Annotated in this window: 16 protein-coding genes; 15 read left to right on the plus strand and 1 reads right to left on the minus strand. The window is 60.8% G+C overall.

Features of this window, described 5'->3' with window-relative positions; translation table 11 throughout:
- Positions 1-37: 37 nt before the first annotated feature.
- The 13 genes from G7048_RS26235 (at position 38) to G7048_RS26295 (ending at position 13,181) form a co-directional block, all read left to right on the plus strand.
- Positions 38-2,515 carry an RND family transporter gene (locus G7048_RS26235; RefSeq protein WP_240933421.1) on the plus strand — a complete coding sequence of 826 codons (2,478 nt, stop codon included), beginning with the start codon at positions 38-40 and terminating at the stop codon, positions 2,513-2,515.
- Positions 2,512-3,501 carry a thiamine pyrophosphate-dependent dehydrogenase E1 component subunit alpha gene (locus G7048_RS26240; protein ID WP_166071421.1) on the plus strand — a complete coding sequence of 330 codons (990 nt, stop codon included), beginning with the start codon at positions 2,512-2,514 and terminating at the stop codon, positions 3,499-3,501. The genes G7048_RS26235 and G7048_RS26240 overlap by 4 nt, the downstream gene beginning before the upstream one ends.
- Positions 3,498-4,484, plus strand: a complete 987-nt coding sequence (locus G7048_RS26245) for an alpha-ketoacid dehydrogenase subunit beta (protein WP_166071422.1) — start codon at positions 3,498-3,500, stop codon at positions 4,482-4,484. The genes G7048_RS26240 and G7048_RS26245 overlap by 4 nt, the downstream gene beginning before the upstream one ends.
- Positions 4,485-4,520: 36 nt before the next feature.
- Positions 4,521-4,751 carry a biotin/lipoyl-containing protein gene (locus tag G7048_RS26250; protein ID WP_166071423.1) on the plus strand — a complete coding sequence of 77 codons (231 nt, stop codon included), beginning with the start codon at positions 4,521-4,523 and terminating at the stop codon, positions 4,749-4,751.
- Between the two features lie 4 nt (positions 4,752-4,755).
- A complete protein-coding gene (locus G7048_RS26255; protein ID WP_166071424.1) occupies positions 4,756-5,505 on the plus strand; it encodes a 2-oxo acid dehydrogenase subunit E2 in 750 nt (249 codons plus the stop codon).
- 21 nt (positions 5,506-5,526) lie between these two features.
- Positions 5,527-6,228 (plus strand): hypothetical protein, encoded by a 702-nt coding sequence (locus G7048_RS26260; protein ID WP_166071425.1) that lies wholly within the window; start codon positions 5,527-5,529, stop codon positions 6,226-6,228.
- Positions 6,229-6,252: 24 nt separating this feature from the next.
- Complete coding sequence (locus tag G7048_RS26265) at positions 6,253-7,308, plus strand: oxidoreductase family protein (protein ID WP_166071426.1); 1,056 nt, start codon at positions 6,253-6,255, stop codon at positions 7,306-7,308.
- Between the two features lie 34 nt (positions 7,309-7,342).
- The gene (locus tag G7048_RS26270; protein ID WP_166071427.1) at positions 7,343-8,314 is read left to right on the plus strand and encodes a hypothetical protein; all 972 of its coding nucleotides are present in this window, start codon (positions 7,343-7,345) and stop codon (positions 8,312-8,314) included.
- Between the two features lie 98 nt (positions 8,315-8,412).
- On the plus strand, positions 8,413-9,135 hold the full coding sequence (locus G7048_RS26275) for a hypothetical protein (protein ID WP_166071428.1): 723 nt from the start codon (positions 8,413-8,415) through the stop codon (positions 9,133-9,135).
- Between the two features lie 170 nt (positions 9,136-9,305).
- Entirely contained in the window at positions 9,306-10,373 is a 1,068-nt protein-coding gene (locus tag G7048_RS26280; protein ID WP_166071429.1) for a phosphotransferase, read from the plus strand.
- A 21-nt stretch (positions 10,374-10,394) separates the two neighbouring features.
- Positions 10,395-11,462, plus strand: coding sequence for a hypothetical protein (locus G7048_RS26285; RefSeq protein ID WP_166071430.1), 1,068 nt, complete (start codon positions 10,395-10,397; stop codon positions 11,460-11,462).
- 14 nt (positions 11,463-11,476) lie between these two features.
- The gene (locus tag G7048_RS26290) at positions 11,477-12,265 is read left to right on the plus strand and encodes a hypothetical protein (protein WP_166071431.1); all 789 of its coding nucleotides are present in this window, start codon (positions 11,477-11,479) and stop codon (positions 12,263-12,265) included.
- A gap of 61 nt (positions 12,266-12,326) precedes the next feature.
- Positions 12,327-13,181 carry a hypothetical protein gene (locus G7048_RS26295; protein ID WP_166071432.1) on the plus strand — a complete coding sequence of 285 codons (855 nt, stop codon included), beginning with the start codon at positions 12,327-12,329 and terminating at the stop codon, positions 13,179-13,181.
- Here the strand turns inward: G7048_RS26295 and G7048_RS26300 are convergent.
- Positions 13,173-13,781, minus strand: a complete 609-nt coding sequence (locus G7048_RS26300) for a TetR/AcrR family transcriptional regulator (RefSeq protein ID WP_166071433.1) — start codon at positions 13,779-13,781, stop codon at positions 13,173-13,175. The genes G7048_RS26295 and G7048_RS26300 overlap by 9 nt on opposite strands.
- Positions 13,782-14,026: 245 nt before the next feature.
- Between G7048_RS26300 and G7048_RS26305 the strand changes: the two genes are divergently transcribed.
- Complete coding sequence (locus G7048_RS26305; RefSeq protein ID WP_166071434.1) at positions 14,027-15,619, plus strand: long-chain-fatty-acid--CoA ligase; 1,593 nt, start codon at positions 14,027-14,029, stop codon at positions 15,617-15,619.
- A 193-nt stretch (positions 15,620-15,812) separates the two neighbouring features.
- Entirely contained in the window at positions 15,813-16,160 is a 348-nt protein-coding gene (locus tag G7048_RS26310; protein WP_371747736.1) for a DUF4279 domain-containing protein, read from the plus strand.
- The last annotated feature ends 37 nt before the right edge of the window (positions 16,161-16,197 follow it).

Consider the following 16,197-nt stretch of genomic DNA (forward strand, 5'->3'; position numbering starts at 1 on the left):
CGCAGCGACTTATCACGAGTTCAACCAGAAGCACATCATGGATGTATCCAACGTAATGAACGACGACATGCCGGTCGTTGCCGATATCTCGGCCTTCGACAAGCGATCCGGCAACCGTCTGGAGAGGCTGATCTTCAACAACCGCGCATGGGTGTTGCTGGTCTGCCTGTTGCTGACAGCCTTCTTTGCCGTGCAGTTGCGCGGGCTGGAGCTGAGCGCCAGCTTCGAGAAGATGCTGCCGCAGTCGCACCCTTATATCCAGAACTACCTGGCCAACCGGGGCGAGCTGCGCGGCCTCGGAGATTCGGTGCGCATCGTGGTCGAGAACCCCAAGGGTGACGTGTTCGACAAGGCGTTTCTGGAGCGCTTCGGAAAGCTCAACGATGAGGTGTTTCTGCTGCCCGGTGTGGACCGTGCGTGGATGCGCTCGATCTGGTCGCCCGTGGTGCGCTGGACGGAGGTGACGGAGGAAGGCTTCTCCGGTGGTCCCGTGCTGCCCGAGCGCTTCGACGGGTCGCCCGCCGCGATGGATGCGCTGCGCCTGAACATCGCGCGCGCAGGCATCGTCGGCAGTCTGGTGGCCGAAGACTATCGCTCCATCGCGATTGTGGTTCCGCTGCTTCCGCAGACCGAAGGCGACAAGGCCAAGGCGGGCTACAAGGATTTCTGGGAAGGTGTGAAGAAGCTGCGCAGCAAATATGAGATCGCCGAGGCAGGACAGCCCGAGATGACGGTGCGCGTGACGGGCTTTGCGGCGCTCGCGGGCACGCTGATCGACGGACTCGGCCAGGTGATGTGGTTCTTTGTGGCCGCCACGATTGTGGCGACGGTCATCATCTTTCTGTTCACGCGTTGTTTGCGCAGCACGGCGCTGGTGCTGGGTTGCTCTTTGATCGCGGTGGTGTGGCAGCTTGGCCTGATCGTGCTGCTGGGCTACGGCCTCGACCCGTTCTCGATGCTGGTGCCGTTTCTGGTGTTCGCCATTGGCGTGAGCCATGGAGCGCAGAAGATGAACGGTGTGATGCAGGACGTCGGGCGCGGTACGCACCGTCTGGTCGCCGCACGCTACACCTTCCGCCGCCTGTTTCTGGCCGGGCTGACCGCGCTGGTGGCCGATGCCGTGGGCTTTGCCGTGCTGATGATCATCGACATTCCCGTGATCCGGGAACTCGCGATGGGTGCGAGTCTGGGTGTGGCGGTGCTGGTGTTCACCAATCTGATTCTGCTGCCGGTGCTGCTGTCGTACACCGGCGTGAGCCTCAAGGCCGCGCGCCGCAGCCTGAAGGAAGATGCGGAAGAGGGCGCTGGTCACGGCCTGATGGGCCATGTCTGGGCGTTTCTCGACAAGTTCACCGAGCGCGGCTGGGCGAGCGTTGCCGTGCTGGCCGCCGTGGCGCTGGGTGTGGCGGGCTTCGTGATCAGCAAGGATGTGCAGGTGGGCGATCTGGATGCAGGCGCGCCGGAGCTGCGTGCCGATTCGCGCTACAACAAGGATCTGGCCTACATCACCTCGCACTATGGAGTATCGAGCGACGTGTTCGCCGTGATCGTCAAGACGCCGCAGGACCAGTGCGGCACCTATGAAACGCTGACGGAAGTGGATCGCTTGGCCACGGCCTTGAGCGCCGTGCCCGGCGTGCAACGCACCGCCTCGCTGGCGGACACCATCCGCAGCTACATGGCGGGCAGCTACGAAGGCAATCCCAAGTGGCTGACGCTCGGGGCGGATCAACGCGTGATCGACACGCAGATCACGGCTGCGGCAGGTTGGAATTCCGAGTTTCTGAACACCTCGTGCTCGGTCACTCCGGTGCTGGCCTTTCTGTCCGATCACAAGGCCGAGACGCTGAACCGCGTGGTGGCCGCAGCCAACGCATTCGCTGCCGAACATGGCACGCCGGATCGCCAGTTCCTGCTGGCCGCTGGCAATTCGGGCGTGGATGCCGCCACCAACATCGTCGTGCGTGAAGCCAACACCATGATGCTGCTGTATGTCTATGCCGCCGTCGTCGTGCTCTGCGCCATCACCTTCCGCAACTGGCGCGCCGTGGTGATTGCCGTGCTGCCGCTGGTGCTCACCTCGATTCTGGCCGAGGCGCTGATGGTCAAGCTCGGCATCGGCATCAAGGTGGCGACGCTGCCGGTGGTGGCGCTGGGCGTGGGCATCGGTGTGGATTACGCGCTCTATCTGCTCAGCGTGCAACTGGCCCGCCAACGCGCTGGCTACAGCCTGGCCGATGCGTATCGCCAGGCGGTCGCGTTCACCGGCAAGGTCGTGGGCCTGGTGGGTGTGACGCTGGCTGCCGGCGTGGTGACCTGGGCCTGGTCGCCCATCAAGTTCCAGGCGGACATGGGGATCATGCTGACCTTCATGTTCGTCTTCAACATGATCGGCGCGCTCGTGCTGATTCCTGCGCTCTCTCATTTCCTGCTGCCGCGTGTGGGGCAGGCAACGCAACGCCAAGAAAAACCGTCCGCCTTCGTCATGAAGGCCCAAGAAAAGGAGTACGTATGACATCCCTGTCACCGCAACCCGATGGCAAGACGCTGGTAGAGATCTACCGACGCGCCACGCTGATCAAGCAGAGCGACGAGCGCTTTCGCTCGGTCATCAAGTTGGGCAAGCTGGTCATGCCTTACTACTCGCCGCGCGGTCAGGAAATCATTCCGTCCGCCACGTCCGTGCACTTGAACGACGAAGACACCATCTGCACGATCTACCGAGGCATTCACGACATGCTGGCCAAGGGCGTGGAGCCCAAACAGCTGTGGGCGGAACTGGCCGGAAAGATCACCGGCACCTCCAAAGGCAAGGGCGGTCCCATGCACGTGACCGACCCGTCGCACGGCGTGATGGTGACCACCGGCATCGTCGGCAGCAGCATGCCGATTGCCAACGGTTTGGCGCTTGCGGCGCAGGTGCGTGGCACCAAGGCCGTGTCGATTGCGTACTTCGGCGATGGCGCGAGCAACATCGGCGCGTTCCATGAAGCGCTGAATCTCGCGTCGGTCTGGAAACTGCCGGTGATCTTCATCTGCCAGAACAACCGTTATGCCGAACACACGCGCTATGCGGATGGCACTTCCGTGGCCCGCATCGCGGACCGCGCCGCTTCGTATTCCATGCCCGGCGTGCATGTGGATGGCAACGATCCGGTGGCCATGTGGAAGGCCGCAGGCGAAGCGGTCGCACGCGCCCGTGCCGGTGAAGGCCCGACGCTGATCGAGGCGATGACCTACCGCTTCCACGGCCATATCTTCGGCGATGCGGATGCCTACATGGACAAGGCCGAAAAGAAGACTGCGATGGAACGCGACCCGGTGCCGATTCTGCGTGCCAGCCTGATTGCAGACGGTCATGCCACCGAAGCCGAGCTGACCGCCATGGAAACGGCCATCGACGCCGAAATCGATGCAGCGCTTGCGTTTGCGCTGGAAAGTCCTTACCCCGAAGTGGCCGAACTGCGCCGCGATGTCTATGCAGAGGAGCTGCCAGCATGAGTGCCAACATCAACTTGATCCAAGCCGTCAACCTGGCGCTTGATGACGCATTGGCATCCGACCCGAACGTGATGGTGTTCGGCGAAGACGTGGCCGATCCCCAGGAAGGCGGCGTGATGGGCGTGACCAAGGGGCTGTCCACCAAGCATGGCAACGTGCGCGTGCGCTCCACCCCGATTGCCGAACAGGCCATCATCGGCGCTGCGATCGGCGCGTCGATTGCGGGCATCAAGCCGGTGGCGGAAATCATGCTCATGAACTTCACCACCGTGGCGATGGACATGATCGTCAACCATGCGGCCAAGCTGCGCTTCATGTCCGGCGGCCAGACTCATGTGCCCATCGTGATCCGCACCATGACGGGCGCGGGCTTCAGCACCGGCGGCCAGCATGCCGATTTTCTGGAGTCGTGGTTTGCCCATACCGCCGGTCTGAAGGTGGTGATTCCTTCGACCCCGGCGGACGCCTATGGCCTGATGCTCTCGTGCATCGACGATCCCGATCCATGCATCTTCGTGGAGAACATGCCGCTGTACTGGACCAATGGCGAAGCACCCGAGCGCCATGTCCGCATTCCGCTGGGCAAGGCCAAGATGGTGCGCGAAGGCAGTGATGTGACCATCATCACCTACGCACGTCAGGTGTTCGATGCGCTGGCCGTGGCGGAAAAGTTCGCCAAGGAAGGCAAGAGCGTGGAAGTGATCGATCTGCGCACGATTTCGCCGCTCGACGAAGAGGCGATTCTGGCCTCGGTCGGCAAGACGCGCCGCGCCGTCGTCGTGCACGAGGCAGTGAAGAACTGCGGCGTGGGTGCCGAGGTGTCCTCGCGCATTCACGAGTCGCTCTACGCCAAGCTGCTGGCACCCGTGCAGCGCGTGGGTGCAGCGTTCTGCCCGGTGCCGTTTTCCAAGCCGCTCGAAACCGCGTTCGTGCCGACCCAGGACGCCATCGAGGCCGCGGTGCGTCGCACGCTGGCCGCCTAATCCGCGTCATCCCGTTTTCAATCCGAGAGTTTTGCTATGTCTACACAGATTCTGTTCCCGAAGATCGGGTTTTCGATGGAAGAGGGCACATTGGCCGAATGGCTGGTAAGCGATGGCGCGACGGTGAGCGAAGGCCAGCCGCTGTATGTGCTGGAGAGCGACAAGTCGGCGCAGGAGATCGAGTCGCCCGGCTCGGGCGTGGTGAAGATCACGGCCACGGTGGGCGAGGTCTACAAGGTCGGCGACGTGCTCGGCGAGATCGCCTGACGCCATGGGGGATTTGAATCACCCCGCGCCTGCTGCACCCATGCCGCAGGCGCCATGGCCCGATGTGGACTTCAGCCAGTTCGGCGAAGTGGGCGAGACGCTGCCGCTGTCGCGCATCCAGAAGCTCACAGCCAGCTATCTGTCGCGCAACTGGTCCGTGATCCCGCATGTCACTCACCATGACGAGGCGGACATCACCGATCTGGAACTGCGCCGCAAGCAAGAAGGCGAAGCGGCTGGGCGCAAGCTCACGCTGACGCCCTACCTCATGAAGGCGCTGGCCGAGCTGCTGGCCAAGTACCCGCAATTCAACGCGTCGCTCGATGCCAGTGGCCAGCAACTGGTCTTCAAGAAGTACTTTCACGTCGGCATGGCGGTGGACACGCCCAACGGTCTGGTCGTTGCCGTGCTGCGCGACTGTGATCGCAAGAACGTTCCCGAGCTGGCGCAGGAGATCGAAGACCTCGCCGCCAAGGCCAAAGGCCGGGGCCTGCCGATGAAGGACATGGTGGGCGGCTGCATCACCATTTCATCGCTCGGCCATATCGGCGGAACGGCGTTCACGCCCATCGTGAATGCACCCGAGGTGGCGATTCTCGGTGTGACCCGTGCGCAGTGGAAGCCGCGACGCGGCAAGGACGATGCAGTGGAGTGGCGATTGATGCTGCCACTCTCGCTCAGCTACGACCATCGCGTGATCAACGGTGCGGATGCGGCGCGCTTCACGGCCGATCTGGCGCGTTTGCTCGCCTGAGCCTTTGGCTGACACGTGAGCATGTACGACCCCGTCTCCACCCTGCAGCATATCGACCGGCACTGGCAGGTGGTGGTTGGCCTCTGTCTGGTGGCGTTGATCTTCAACTACGCCTACTTCGGCGAGGCGCTGCGGCTGGGCTTTCGCCACCGCACCTACAGCATGCCGGCGTTGGTCACGCTGGTGTTCCTGCCGCACGACATCAGCTATCTGCTGCAGTACGACAAGTGGTTCAACGGCTACGACCATTGGTTCTGCAAGCTCTGGTGGGTGGCGCTGATCTTCACTTCGGCACTCGAAGCGTTGTTCTTCTGGCAGCTTCTGCGGTATGGCCGCGAGGAAATCCTGCCGCAATTGCGCCAGAGCACCTATGTGGCCGTGATGTGGCTGGCCTTGCTTGCGAGCGCCCTGGCATGGTGGACTTTGAAGCAGGCGCTGCAGGACGACCTGTATCTCTTCTCGTTCGGCTGGACGCTGTTCTGGGGCGCGCCACTGGCCATTCCCATGATGCTGCGGCGTGGCTCCACCTCTGGTCAGTCGCGCTGGATGTGGATCAGCTACATGCTGATGGCGGTGTTCTATTGGGCCGCAACAGCCTGGATGGACCCATATTTCCGCTCGGCTGGCTGGTGGACCGTGCTCGCGCTGGCCTTGGGCTTTGCCGCCGCCAACCTCTGGTGCATTGCGCGCCTTGCACCGGTGCAGACGGCAATGCCCCGTTGATCCACAAAAACAATGGAGACAAGCATGAACCTACCTTTCAAGATCGAAGACATCACGGCCGATTGGCTGAGCCAAGCGTTGTCGACCCGCACACCGGGCACGCGCGTCACCGATGTGCAGATCACCCGCGTCATCCCCGGCACCACCACCAAGATTCTGCTGCGCGCAAGCTATGCAGACGGCGTGAAGGCCGATGGTCCGCCACAAGCGCTATGCGTGAAGGGTGGATTCGACGATGCGCTTCGCCCGCTGGTGGGGGATGCCTATATTGCAGAGGCCAATTTTTTCAACTACGTGGCACCGCAGTTGAATGCGCCACTGCCGCGTTGCTGGTATGCGGGTGCCGATGTGCAGCGGCTGCAGGGCATCGTGATTCTGGATGACCTGAGCGCTGTCGGCGTCACGTTCGGCGAGCCGACCCGGGCGTGGACCCCTGACCAGGTCGCCGCGGGTCTGGAGCTGCAGGCGCGCTGGCACGCCCAGACCTGGGGAGAAACGCCGGAGCGATTTCCGTGGCTGCATGTGGGCAGTTGGGTTCGCAATCCGGCCAAGCAGCTGCTGGGCGAAGGCAACTGGAACCGGGCCTTCTCCGACAGTGCGCTGGTGCAGAAAATTCCGACTGCGCTGCAGAACCGCGAGCGCGTGGAAAACGCGTTTCAGACCATGTGGCGTGACGACGATGCGTTTGGCATTCCCTGCCTGAACCATTGCGACCCGCACATCGGGAACACCTATTTCAACGTCGATGGAAAGCCGGGCTTTCTGGACTGGCAGTCCGCATCGCTGGCCCCGGCGATGGACGACGTGAGCTACTTTCTGGCGGGTGCCTTGACTCCGGAGGACCGACGCGCCCATGAGCGCCAACTGCTGGGTCACTATGTCGATGCATTGGGTTCGCATCTGGGCAGCAAGGTGGACTTCGATGCAATGTGGCTGGACTACCGACGCCATCTGATGCACGGTTTCATCTGGAGCGTGGTGCCTGCCGACATGCAGCAACCGGAAAACTCGGCGGCCATGATCGAGCGCTACGTGGCCGCCATCGAAGACCTGGACACGCTGGTCGCACTCAAGTGCTGAAAACGGCCGTCATTCAAACTTCAAGGAGACACTTATGGCAGTGAGCACGTCCGACGACTATTTTCACAAACGCCCGGACCACCCGTACTGGAACGAAAGCGGTTGGTTTTCGTTCATGCAGGAAGAGCGCGATCTGAGCGGCTGGATCTACTTCTACCACCGTCCCAGCATTGGCTATACCGTCGGCGGGATCTGTGCCTGGGACAACACTGGCAGCGAAAACTACGACTGCCTTTGCTACGACTGGGGCGAGCCTTACCCGATGAAGCCGGACACCAACATGTTCGACTTCGAGATCGACAATGGCCTCAAGGTCAACATCATCGAGCCGCTCAAATCCTACAAGTTCGGCTACCACGGTGCCAACGCCTATACCGCTGGCGGCTGCGAGCTGGACCTGACGTTCACCGCACCCATGCTGCCCCACGACGCGGGCATGCCGGGCGGCCTCGACGAATGGGGCAAGGGTCACTATGACCAGTCAGGCCGCATGAAGGGCACGCTGCAACTGGGCAAGGAGCGCATCGAGATCGACTGCGTCTCGCAGCGCGATCACTCCTGGGGCGTGCGCAAGCTCAACGGCAATCCGCGTGGCCAGATGATCTGGGCCATTGGCGAGAAGAGCAGCTTTCATGCGCTTGCCGTGAGCCGCCTGCCGATGGACAAGGACCCGGTGATCGGCACTGCCGAGGACGTGATCATCGGCTACTACCTGAAAGACGGGCTGTATGGCGACATCACACTTGGTTCCGGAACGATCAAGGTGGTGGAGCGAGATCCCACAGGTCGCCCCGTGCGCTATCTGCTGGAATGCACCGATTCGCTCGGCCGAAAGCTGGAGGCGGAAGGTCGCATCAAGAACATGCTGAACTGGCAAGGCTATTCCTGGCTGATGACCTACTGGTCGCTGGTGGAGTGGACATTCGACGGACAGACGGCCTACGGCGAAGGGCAGGATTACTGGCCGCTGCAACAGTCGCGCCGCTTCATGCAGTCGTTGCGCTGATTGCGCTGATCGTCCTCGCATCGACGGCCCACTTGGCGCAAGCAAGGCTTGGGGGCTGTCGAGGCAAATGCAATGCTTCATCTTGAAGGGGCTGTGTCATGACCTACGATCCGAATTTGATCTTCCAATCGCTGGACCAACATGTCGTTGTGTTCATTGCCATCGGCAGTCTGGCGATGGTGTTCAACTACCTGTACTTCTACTTCGCGGCACAGGCTGCGCGGCGGGACAAGGTTCCTACGTTTCCGTTGGCCTGCACGACGATCTGGTTTGCGCATGACCTGTCGTTCGTGCTGATGTTCGATCAGTGGTTCAACGTGTACGACCATTGGTACGTGAAGCTGTTCTGGGTCGCACTCATACCCACGACATTGATCGAGCTGGGCTACATCTACCAGACCTATCTGTACGGAAAGAAGGAAATTCTGCCAAACGGCTCCCAGAAGGCCTATCTCGCTTTTGTCGCGCTCTCCGTGCTTGCGGGGCTGGTGGGCTGGTACTCGTTGAAGCAGTTTCTGGACGATCCGATCTACGCCTACACATTTGGCTCGACCGGCTTCATGGCGCCGGTGTTCGTGCTGGCGAAGATGGCCCGGCGAGGAGACGCCAAAGGCCAGTCGGAAAAAGTATGGGCGGCCTATACGGCGATGCAACTGACCTGGTTCAGTTGCCCCATTCTGTTCTTCGGTCCGGCCTTCCGTGAACCGTGGTATCTCATCATGGCGGCCACCAGTGTCGCGGGCGGTTTGATCCTCACGGGTCTATGCATTCGCATGCGCAGACCGTCCACCAATGCGCATGGAGTTCTTGCAGGCAGTTGATTTTCCTCTTTCATTGCAAGCGCAGGGTTTGGGGCCGCAGGTGGTGACTGCGGCCCCTTTTTTCGTCTGTCGAAAGCAGGGATTTGGGGCTTCAGGGTTTACGCGATATTGATACACGGAAGATGATATGTATCATTACCATATTGATCCATATCGCAATGAGAACACCCATGCCAACCTCTGATTCACTGCCCAGAACCCTTGAAGAACTCACGCCGCAGTGGCTGTCGAGCGCATTGCAGAAGTCGTTGCCCGGTGCATCGTTCAGCGCGATTGAAATCGAACGCGTGCTGTGGGGCACGGCCACCAAGGTGTTGGCCAAGGTGAGCTATGCAGACCCTCAGCCGGAAGGGGCTCCGGCGCAGTTGTGCATCAAGGGGGAGTTCGACGAGCGCGCGCGTGCCGCCGTGGGTGGCGAGAGCCGCACTGGAACGCAGATGGAAGCGCTGTTCTTCAACGGTCTGGCGGGGCAGCTTGGCATTCCTCTGCCTCGCCACTGGTATGCCGGTTCCGAGCCGGGCATGGGCATTCTGGTGCTGGACAATCTGGCTGCCAAGGGATACGGATTTGGCAACCCCACCGAGCCGTGGCCGGCGGATCGCGTGGCTGACGCGCTGGACATTCTGGCCACGCTGCATGGCTCCACCTGGGGCAAGCGTTACCCTGAGCTGGACTGGCTTTCCGTCGGATCGACCGCCGTGCGGCATGCGGCCGAGATGCTGATGTCCGATCAGCATTGGAAAGGCCAGTTTTCGCAGCCCGATGTCTACCAGTTGCCCTCTGCGCTGACCGACAACCAGCGCCTGATCCGTGGCTATCGCGCGCTGTGGGCCTACGACGATCAGCACGCCGACTGCGTGATCCATGGCGATGCGCATGTGGGCAACACCTGCTTCGATCCGCAAGGCTCACCGTTCTTCATCGACTGGGCTGGACCTTGCCATTCGCACTGGGGTACGGACGTTCCCTACTTTCTTGTCGGTGCCCTCAGCGTGGAAGACCGCCGCGCACTGGAGCGCGACCTGTTTGCGCATTACCTCAAGCGACTTGCACATCACGGTGGGCCTGCGCTCGATGCGGCACTCGCCTGGGATGACTACCGCCGTCACATGGTGCACGGAATGATGTGGGCGACGCTGCCCACTGCGCTGCAGTCCTCGGCGAATGTGCATGCGATGGGCGAGCGCTACGCGCAGGCCATGCTGGACCACGACACGCTGGCGCTGCTGGGCGTGTGATCTGAAGAACAAGGAGACGACATGACGACAGATACACAGGTCAAAGGCACTGACAAGGACAAGGAAGAGCAGGGCTGGTGGCTGGACGAAGACAAACATGCCAAGACCAAGCACAGCCTGATCGGTCTGCCGCTGGGCACGGTGGTCGATGCCGACGAACTGCTGCATCCCCCCGTCGCAAGCGGCCACTTTGCCTCGTCCGAAACTTCGTATTTCGGGTTCAGCATTCCCGAGCACCGGCTCAACTGCGAGATCTATCTCTGGTACCACCCGGCGCTCAAGGTGATGAGCGCGAGCGTGCTGATCTGGACCGGGTTCAAGAAGACATCGCTCGCAGCGGAGTACGTCAACCACCATCACTTTCTTCCCTATCCAAAGAATGATGGCGGTGATCTGCACTTCGAGGCGCTGAATCTGCATGTGCGCGTGATCGATCCGTTCAAGTCCGTTCAGATCGATTTCGAAGACCGTGCGCAGAACGTGAAGTTCTCCTATCGGCAGGACGCCATCATGCCGCCGGGCGTGCGTCCGGGTGGCTACCACTTCACGCAGGCGGTCAAGACGCAGGGTGAGTTGAACCTTCGCGGAACGCAATACAAGATCGACGGCTTCTTCTCGCGCGACCGCTCGTGGACGCAGGAGCGCCGCGAAGATCCCATCGTCATGCCACCGCTGACCTGGATGGTGGGCGTGTTCGATTCCGGCTTTGCCTTTCATTGCCTGGCCATGGACGACATGGCTCTCAAGCCCTCGTGGGCGAGTGCCTTCCCCTCCATGCAGCCGAACGCAGGGCTGTTCTGGGGCTATGTATGGAAAGACGGCGAACTCGCACCCGTGAGCATGGCGCGCAAGCTCACGACCTACGACGCCGATGGCATCTCGCCCAGGCACATCGAGATGGACATGGCCGACGCCAAGGGCCGTCATTTCACGCTGCGCGGCGAGGTGCAGGCACGTCTTCCGTGGCAGACCTGGCAGAACATGAACACGATTTTTTGTCAGACGCGTTGGGAATGCGATGGCAAAGTGGGATTTGGTGACTCGCAGGACGTTCAGTTCCAGGAGTTCCCGCGTTTGTTCGCACGCTGATAAGAGGACCAGAGATGTTTGAATGGACTCAAGCGGTGCAGACCGGAGATCAGTGGTTTGTTCCCAAACCTGCACTCGAAAAATCGGTGGAGTGGCAATACGGCATCCTGATCGTGATGTCTGCGCTGGCGGTGGCGGCCATCGTCTACGCCTTTGTGCATGCGCGCAGACATCGGCGCAGTGATGCCTTGTGGATTGTGGCGGGCGCAGCGCTGGCGTCGTTCTGGGAGCCATTGGGCGACCTGCTAGCGCATGTCACTTATCACGAGGTGAATCAGCTCAATCTGACCGCGTCGTTTGGATTCCATACGCCGCTGTGGGTGCTGCCCACTTACATCGTGTTCTTTGGCGCGCCGATTCTCATGCTGCTGCAATGGCTGGAGCGCGGTGTATCCGTCAAGGCGTGGATGCTGTATTTCTTTGCCTCGATTCCCGGTGCGCTTCTGTTTGAAGTGCCTTTGCTGGAGATGGGGTCTATCGAATACTACGGAGCGAACCAGCCGCTCAAGATTCTGGGTTATCCGCTCTGGATGGCCTTCGTCAACAGCGGCACCATGTTCGTCGTGACCACGGCGGTGTATTTCCTGCGCAAGTCGCCATTCATTGGCACTCACCCGATCCTGCTGGCCCCGCTGCTGCCGATGTTGGTGCTGGGTGCCAATGCTGGGGCCGGCTTGCCGCTTTCTCACGCCATCAACAGCGCTGCGTCACTGCAGGTCGTGAATCTGATGGCCGTCGCATCGATGGCGCTGTCCACGCTCTACGCCTGGATCTGCGGAAAGCTGCTGGAAAGCGATCGCTGATTCGAGCCTTTTCCGTCTCGCCAACAAACACCAATCACATCCCTATTTGATGGAGACAACCATGTTTCAGAATCCTCCCATGCCACTGATTCCCTTGCCCGATTGGGTGCTGCAGCCCCACTACGAGTACTGGGTGACGGTGATCTTCGGCGTGCTTGCGCTGTTGACGCTGTTCAAATCCGTGTTCGACGCAAACAAGACCAAGTCGTGGTTTCCAATTGTGCTGTTCATCGGCGGCGGACTGGCTGTGATCTACGAGCCGATCAATGACGTGCTCGGGCATTGCTTCTACAGCGAAGACGGCATGAACTACGTATGGCTTACCAGCATGGGTCGGCGCATTCCGACCTACATCGGGTTCTGCTTCTTCTTCTACTACTACACGCGCATCTGGATCTGCATGGACATGCTCAGCAAGGGCGTGAGCTCCATGCAATGGATGCGCACCTACTTCGTCACGGTGTTCATCGCCCAGCTGTTCGAGTACATCCCCATCTCGATGAGCATCTGGGGTTACTACGGCGACAACCAGCCGCTGCAGTTCGGCCATTTTCCTCCGCTGTGGTGGGGCTTCATCAACGGTTCCTGTCTGATCTCGATTGCAGCCGTCCTGCATCTGCTGCGCACCTACGTGCTCAAGGGCGCGGCGCGCACCTGGATCGGTCTGGCCGTGCCGGTGTTCACCATGATGTTCCATGGCGGCCCGGCGCTGCCCGTGACCTTCACGATCAACGCGACGATGGACGTGACCGCCACCACGATCGCCAGCCTGATCACCATCGGCCTCGGCATCGCCATGGTGTACTGGTCGCACGCGTTCAGCGAGCGCCTGCGCCTGGGCGGCTACCGCAAGGTGGGAGAGTCCCAGACTTCCTCGCCATCGGCCCTTGGCGGAAAGATGGCTTCGTCAGTCTGATTGACCTTGTTGGAGATCGGGGCGTGCCAGAATCGACGGCAGCAGGAACTTGCGCAGAAAGGCGATCTGCTCGCTTTTGCTGAAGTCGGTTCTGAGCAGAAAGAAGACATTGCCGGCGGTAAGCAGCGTGGCGAGTTCATCGTTGCTTACATCCGGGCGTAGCTCGCCGCTCTTGCGTGCGTCATCGAACCAGTCGTTCCAAGCATTCAGCGTATAGCCAATCACGGGCCCCTTGGGGTCGAGCAGGTAGCGCTCCAGGCCGGAGTCTCCCAACGCCTCGAAAACGAGGATGAGCACCTTGTCCTTGCGCGCCATGTCCAATGCTTCGGTGGAGCCCAGCACCACGGCGTCTGAAAACGACTTGTAGCGCGTAAGACGTTTGCGCATGGTGTCTTTCATACGATTGGCGCAATGGGCAGCGACCCCCTCCAGCAGCGCTTTGCGAGTGCCGAAGGTGCGGTATGCGGTGGGACGGCTCAGGCCGGCCTCCTGCGCAATGTCCTCGACAAAGGTCTTGGAAATGCCATTGTTGGCAATGCAGCGCAGGGCGGCCTCGATAAGGCGCGTTTCGTTGCTGATGCCGTCGCTCTTCGTACGCAAGTTGACTCTCCGGGGTAAGGGGCTCAAGTAAAGGGCTCAAGGGCGCAAGGCGCTCAGTTTGCCATGGACTGAGCGATGTTCTGCTCCAAGCGGCATGCCTGTGCCATGCGGCGCTGCAAATTGGTGAAATCGAGTCACGAATTTTCGTCGATGCTGGCAAAAATAGTATTGATGCATATAAAATTGAAACCAAACCCAAGCTGCTCGAAGACAGCTCGTTCCGCCATCGTCAGCAGGAGACAATTTTGAACCCGGACAACTCTACCAACGCCCCATTCGTGCCACGATTCGACAACATGCTTTTCGTGGGCGACTACGCAACGCATGGTGCCAAGCGCTTTTCTGATCGCATAGCGATTCTCGGTGACACGGGCCAGCTCAGTTACCGTGAGCTTGACGAGGCCAGCAATCGCTTTGCCCACCACCTGCTGGCGCGGGGCTTCAAACCGGGCGCGCGCGTTGGTTATCTGGGCAAGAACAGCGAGCTGTTGTTCGTTGCTTTGTTCGGGTGCATACGAGCCGGATGTGTGCTGGTGCCCATCAATTGGCGCTACGCCTTGCCCGAGGTGACCTACGTCTCTGACGATGCCGAACTCGCGCTGCTGATCTACGGCCCGGAGGTCGCGCCGGTGGCCATCGGCGCAGGGGAAAAGCTGGGAGCCAAGCTCGCCTTGATGTCCACGGTGGAGCCGTCTGGCAACGAGCCGAGCTTTCAGCAAGTGATCGGCGCTGGCCCCAGTACGCGTCCGGTATTGAATCTCGATCCCGACGATGGCGTGCTGCAGCTCTACACCAGCGGCACCACCGGCAAGCCCAAGGGCGTGGTGCTGTCGCATCGCGCGATCTCGATTGCGCGTTGGGTGGAGATGGGCGCGCCCGCCTGGGCCGACTGGAACGACGACGATGTGATTCTCTCCGCCATGCCCAATTTCCATTCGGGCGGTCTGGCCTGGATGCTGATCGGCATGCTTCGCTCGCTGACCTGCGTGCTGACGGCCGATCCGTCGCCCGCCAACTTGCTGGCCCTGAGCGTTCGCCACGACGTCACTCGCACCTTCATCGTGCCTTCCGTCGTCCGTTTGCTGCTCGACGCGGTGGAAGCCAGTGGCGAGCCAGCGCCGCCCATCAAGACCATCTACTACGGCGCTGCCCCCATGGACACAGCGCTGATCGCGCGCTGCATCAAGGTGTTCGGGCAATGCGGCTTTGGTCAGTTCTACGGCATGACCGAGACCGCCGGCTCCGTGACCTTTCTTGCGCCGGGCGAGCACGATGTGACGCGCCCGGAACGCCTGCGCTCGGTAGGCCGCGCACTGCCTTGCTACGACATCGAGATTCGCGACCCTTCCGGGAAAGCGCTTCAACCCGGTGAACACGGCGAATTGTGGGTGCGCACGCCCACGATGATGAAGGGCTACTGGCAACTGCCGGACGCCACCTCCGAAGCGCTGCTCGGCGACTGGTACCGCACCGGCGATGGCGCCTACATGGACGCCGAAGGCTATGTGTTCCTGACCGACCGGATCAAGGACATGATCATCACGGGTGGGGAGAACGTCTATCCCATCGAAGTCGAAGCCGCGCTGCGTTTGCATCCCGCCATCGGCGAGGTCGTGGTGGTGGGCGTGCCGGATGAGAAATGGGGTGAGAGCATCTGCGCTGTTGTCGAATGGCGAGCTGGGAAGTCCGCCACGTTGGAAGAACTGCGCGAGTTTGCTCGTCAGCATATTGCGGCGTACAAGCTGCCGAGAGTTCTGCGCGATACAGCGCTGTTGCCGCGTACGGCTACGGGGAAGTTGCAGCGGGGGGAAGTGCGCAAGCAGACGGCGCGCTGGTAGGGGTGATCTGCAAGTCCAAGTGGGACGGTATCGCTGAGCAGAATCGCGAACGAAACTTGGAGGGCGCGGGGCGTATTGGATTTGCTATATTGCGCCGCACACTCGGAGTCTATTTGGTAGGGATTCAATGGGAAACATAACTCGGTCAGCAGCTACGCTCAGGCTCTTGGGGGACGACCTGATACCTGACGAGGTGAGCGCGCTGCTTGGTGCGATTCCCACCAGCGCTCAAACAAAGGGGCAAGTCATAGTGGGTAGGACGGGAGTTGCTCGAATTGCAAATTCGGGAAGTTGGCGCCTTGAATCCACCAAGCGTGAGCCGGAAGATTTGGAGGCTCAGGTTTTTGAACTATTGGACCAATTGACCTTGGATTGCGGCGTTTGGGCCAGTCTTGGCAGTCGTTTTCGAGTCGGTTTGTTCTGCGGTGTTTTTATGGGCAGCTTCAACGATGGGTTGGTGCTTTCACCGAAAGCCTTACTGGCTTTGGGACAACGCTCCATCAAGCTTGAGCTGGACATATATGACGCCAGTCGAGACTGACGGATTGAGATCCGTAGCGTGCGTGCATCTGACTTTC

Source organism: Diaphorobacter sp. HDW4B, assembly GCF_011305535.1.
Classification (GTDB): Bacteria; Pseudomonadota; Gammaproteobacteria; order Burkholderiales; family Burkholderiaceae_C; genus Diaphorobacter_A.

Excerpts from the sequence above, each read along its gene's own strand:
- G7048_RS26265 (WP_166071426.1), top strand. The coding sequence starts at position 6,253 with ATGAACCTACCTTTCAAGATCGAAGACATCACGGCCGATTGGCTGAGC.
- G7048_RS26290 (WP_166071431.1), top strand. The coding sequence starts at position 11,477 with ATGTTTGAATGGACTCAAGCGGTGCAGACCGGAGATCAGTGGTTTGTT.
- G7048_RS26240 (WP_166071421.1), top strand. The coding sequence starts at position 2,512 with ATGACATCCCTGTCACCGCAACCCGATGGCAAGACGCTGGTAGAGATC.
- G7048_RS26260 (WP_166071425.1), top strand. The coding sequence starts at position 5,527 with ATGTACGACCCCGTCTCCACCCTGCAGCATATCGACCGGCACTGGCAG.
- G7048_RS26255 (WP_166071424.1), top strand. The coding sequence starts at position 4,756 with ATGGGGGATTTGAATCACCCCGCGCCTGCTGCACCCATGCCGCAGGCG.
- G7048_RS26280 (WP_166071429.1), top strand. The coding sequence starts at position 9,306 with ATGCCAACCTCTGATTCACTGCCCAGAACCCTTGAAGAACTCACGCCG.
- G7048_RS26275 (WP_166071428.1), top strand. The coding sequence starts at position 8,413 with ATGACCTACGATCCGAATTTGATCTTCCAATCGCTGGACCAACATGTC.
- G7048_RS26270 (WP_166071427.1), top strand. The coding sequence starts at position 7,343 with ATGGCAGTGAGCACGTCCGACGACTATTTTCACAAACGCCCGGACCAC.
- G7048_RS26245 (WP_166071422.1), top strand. The coding sequence starts at position 3,498 with ATGAGTGCCAACATCAACTTGATCCAAGCCGTCAACCTGGCGCTTGAT.
- G7048_RS26250 (WP_166071423.1), top strand. The coding sequence starts at position 4,521 with ATGTCTACACAGATTCTGTTCCCGAAGATCGGGTTTTCGATGGAAGAG.
- G7048_RS26295 (WP_166071432.1), top strand. The coding sequence starts at position 12,327 with ATGTTTCAGAATCCTCCCATGCCACTGATTCCCTTGCCCGATTGGGTG.
- G7048_RS26235 (WP_240933421.1), top strand. The coding sequence starts at position 38 with ATGGATGTATCCAACGTAATGAACGACGACATGCCGGTCGTTGCCGAT.
- G7048_RS26285 (WP_166071430.1), top strand. The coding sequence starts at position 10,395 with ATGACGACAGATACACAGGTCAAAGGCACTGACAAGGACAAGGAAGAG.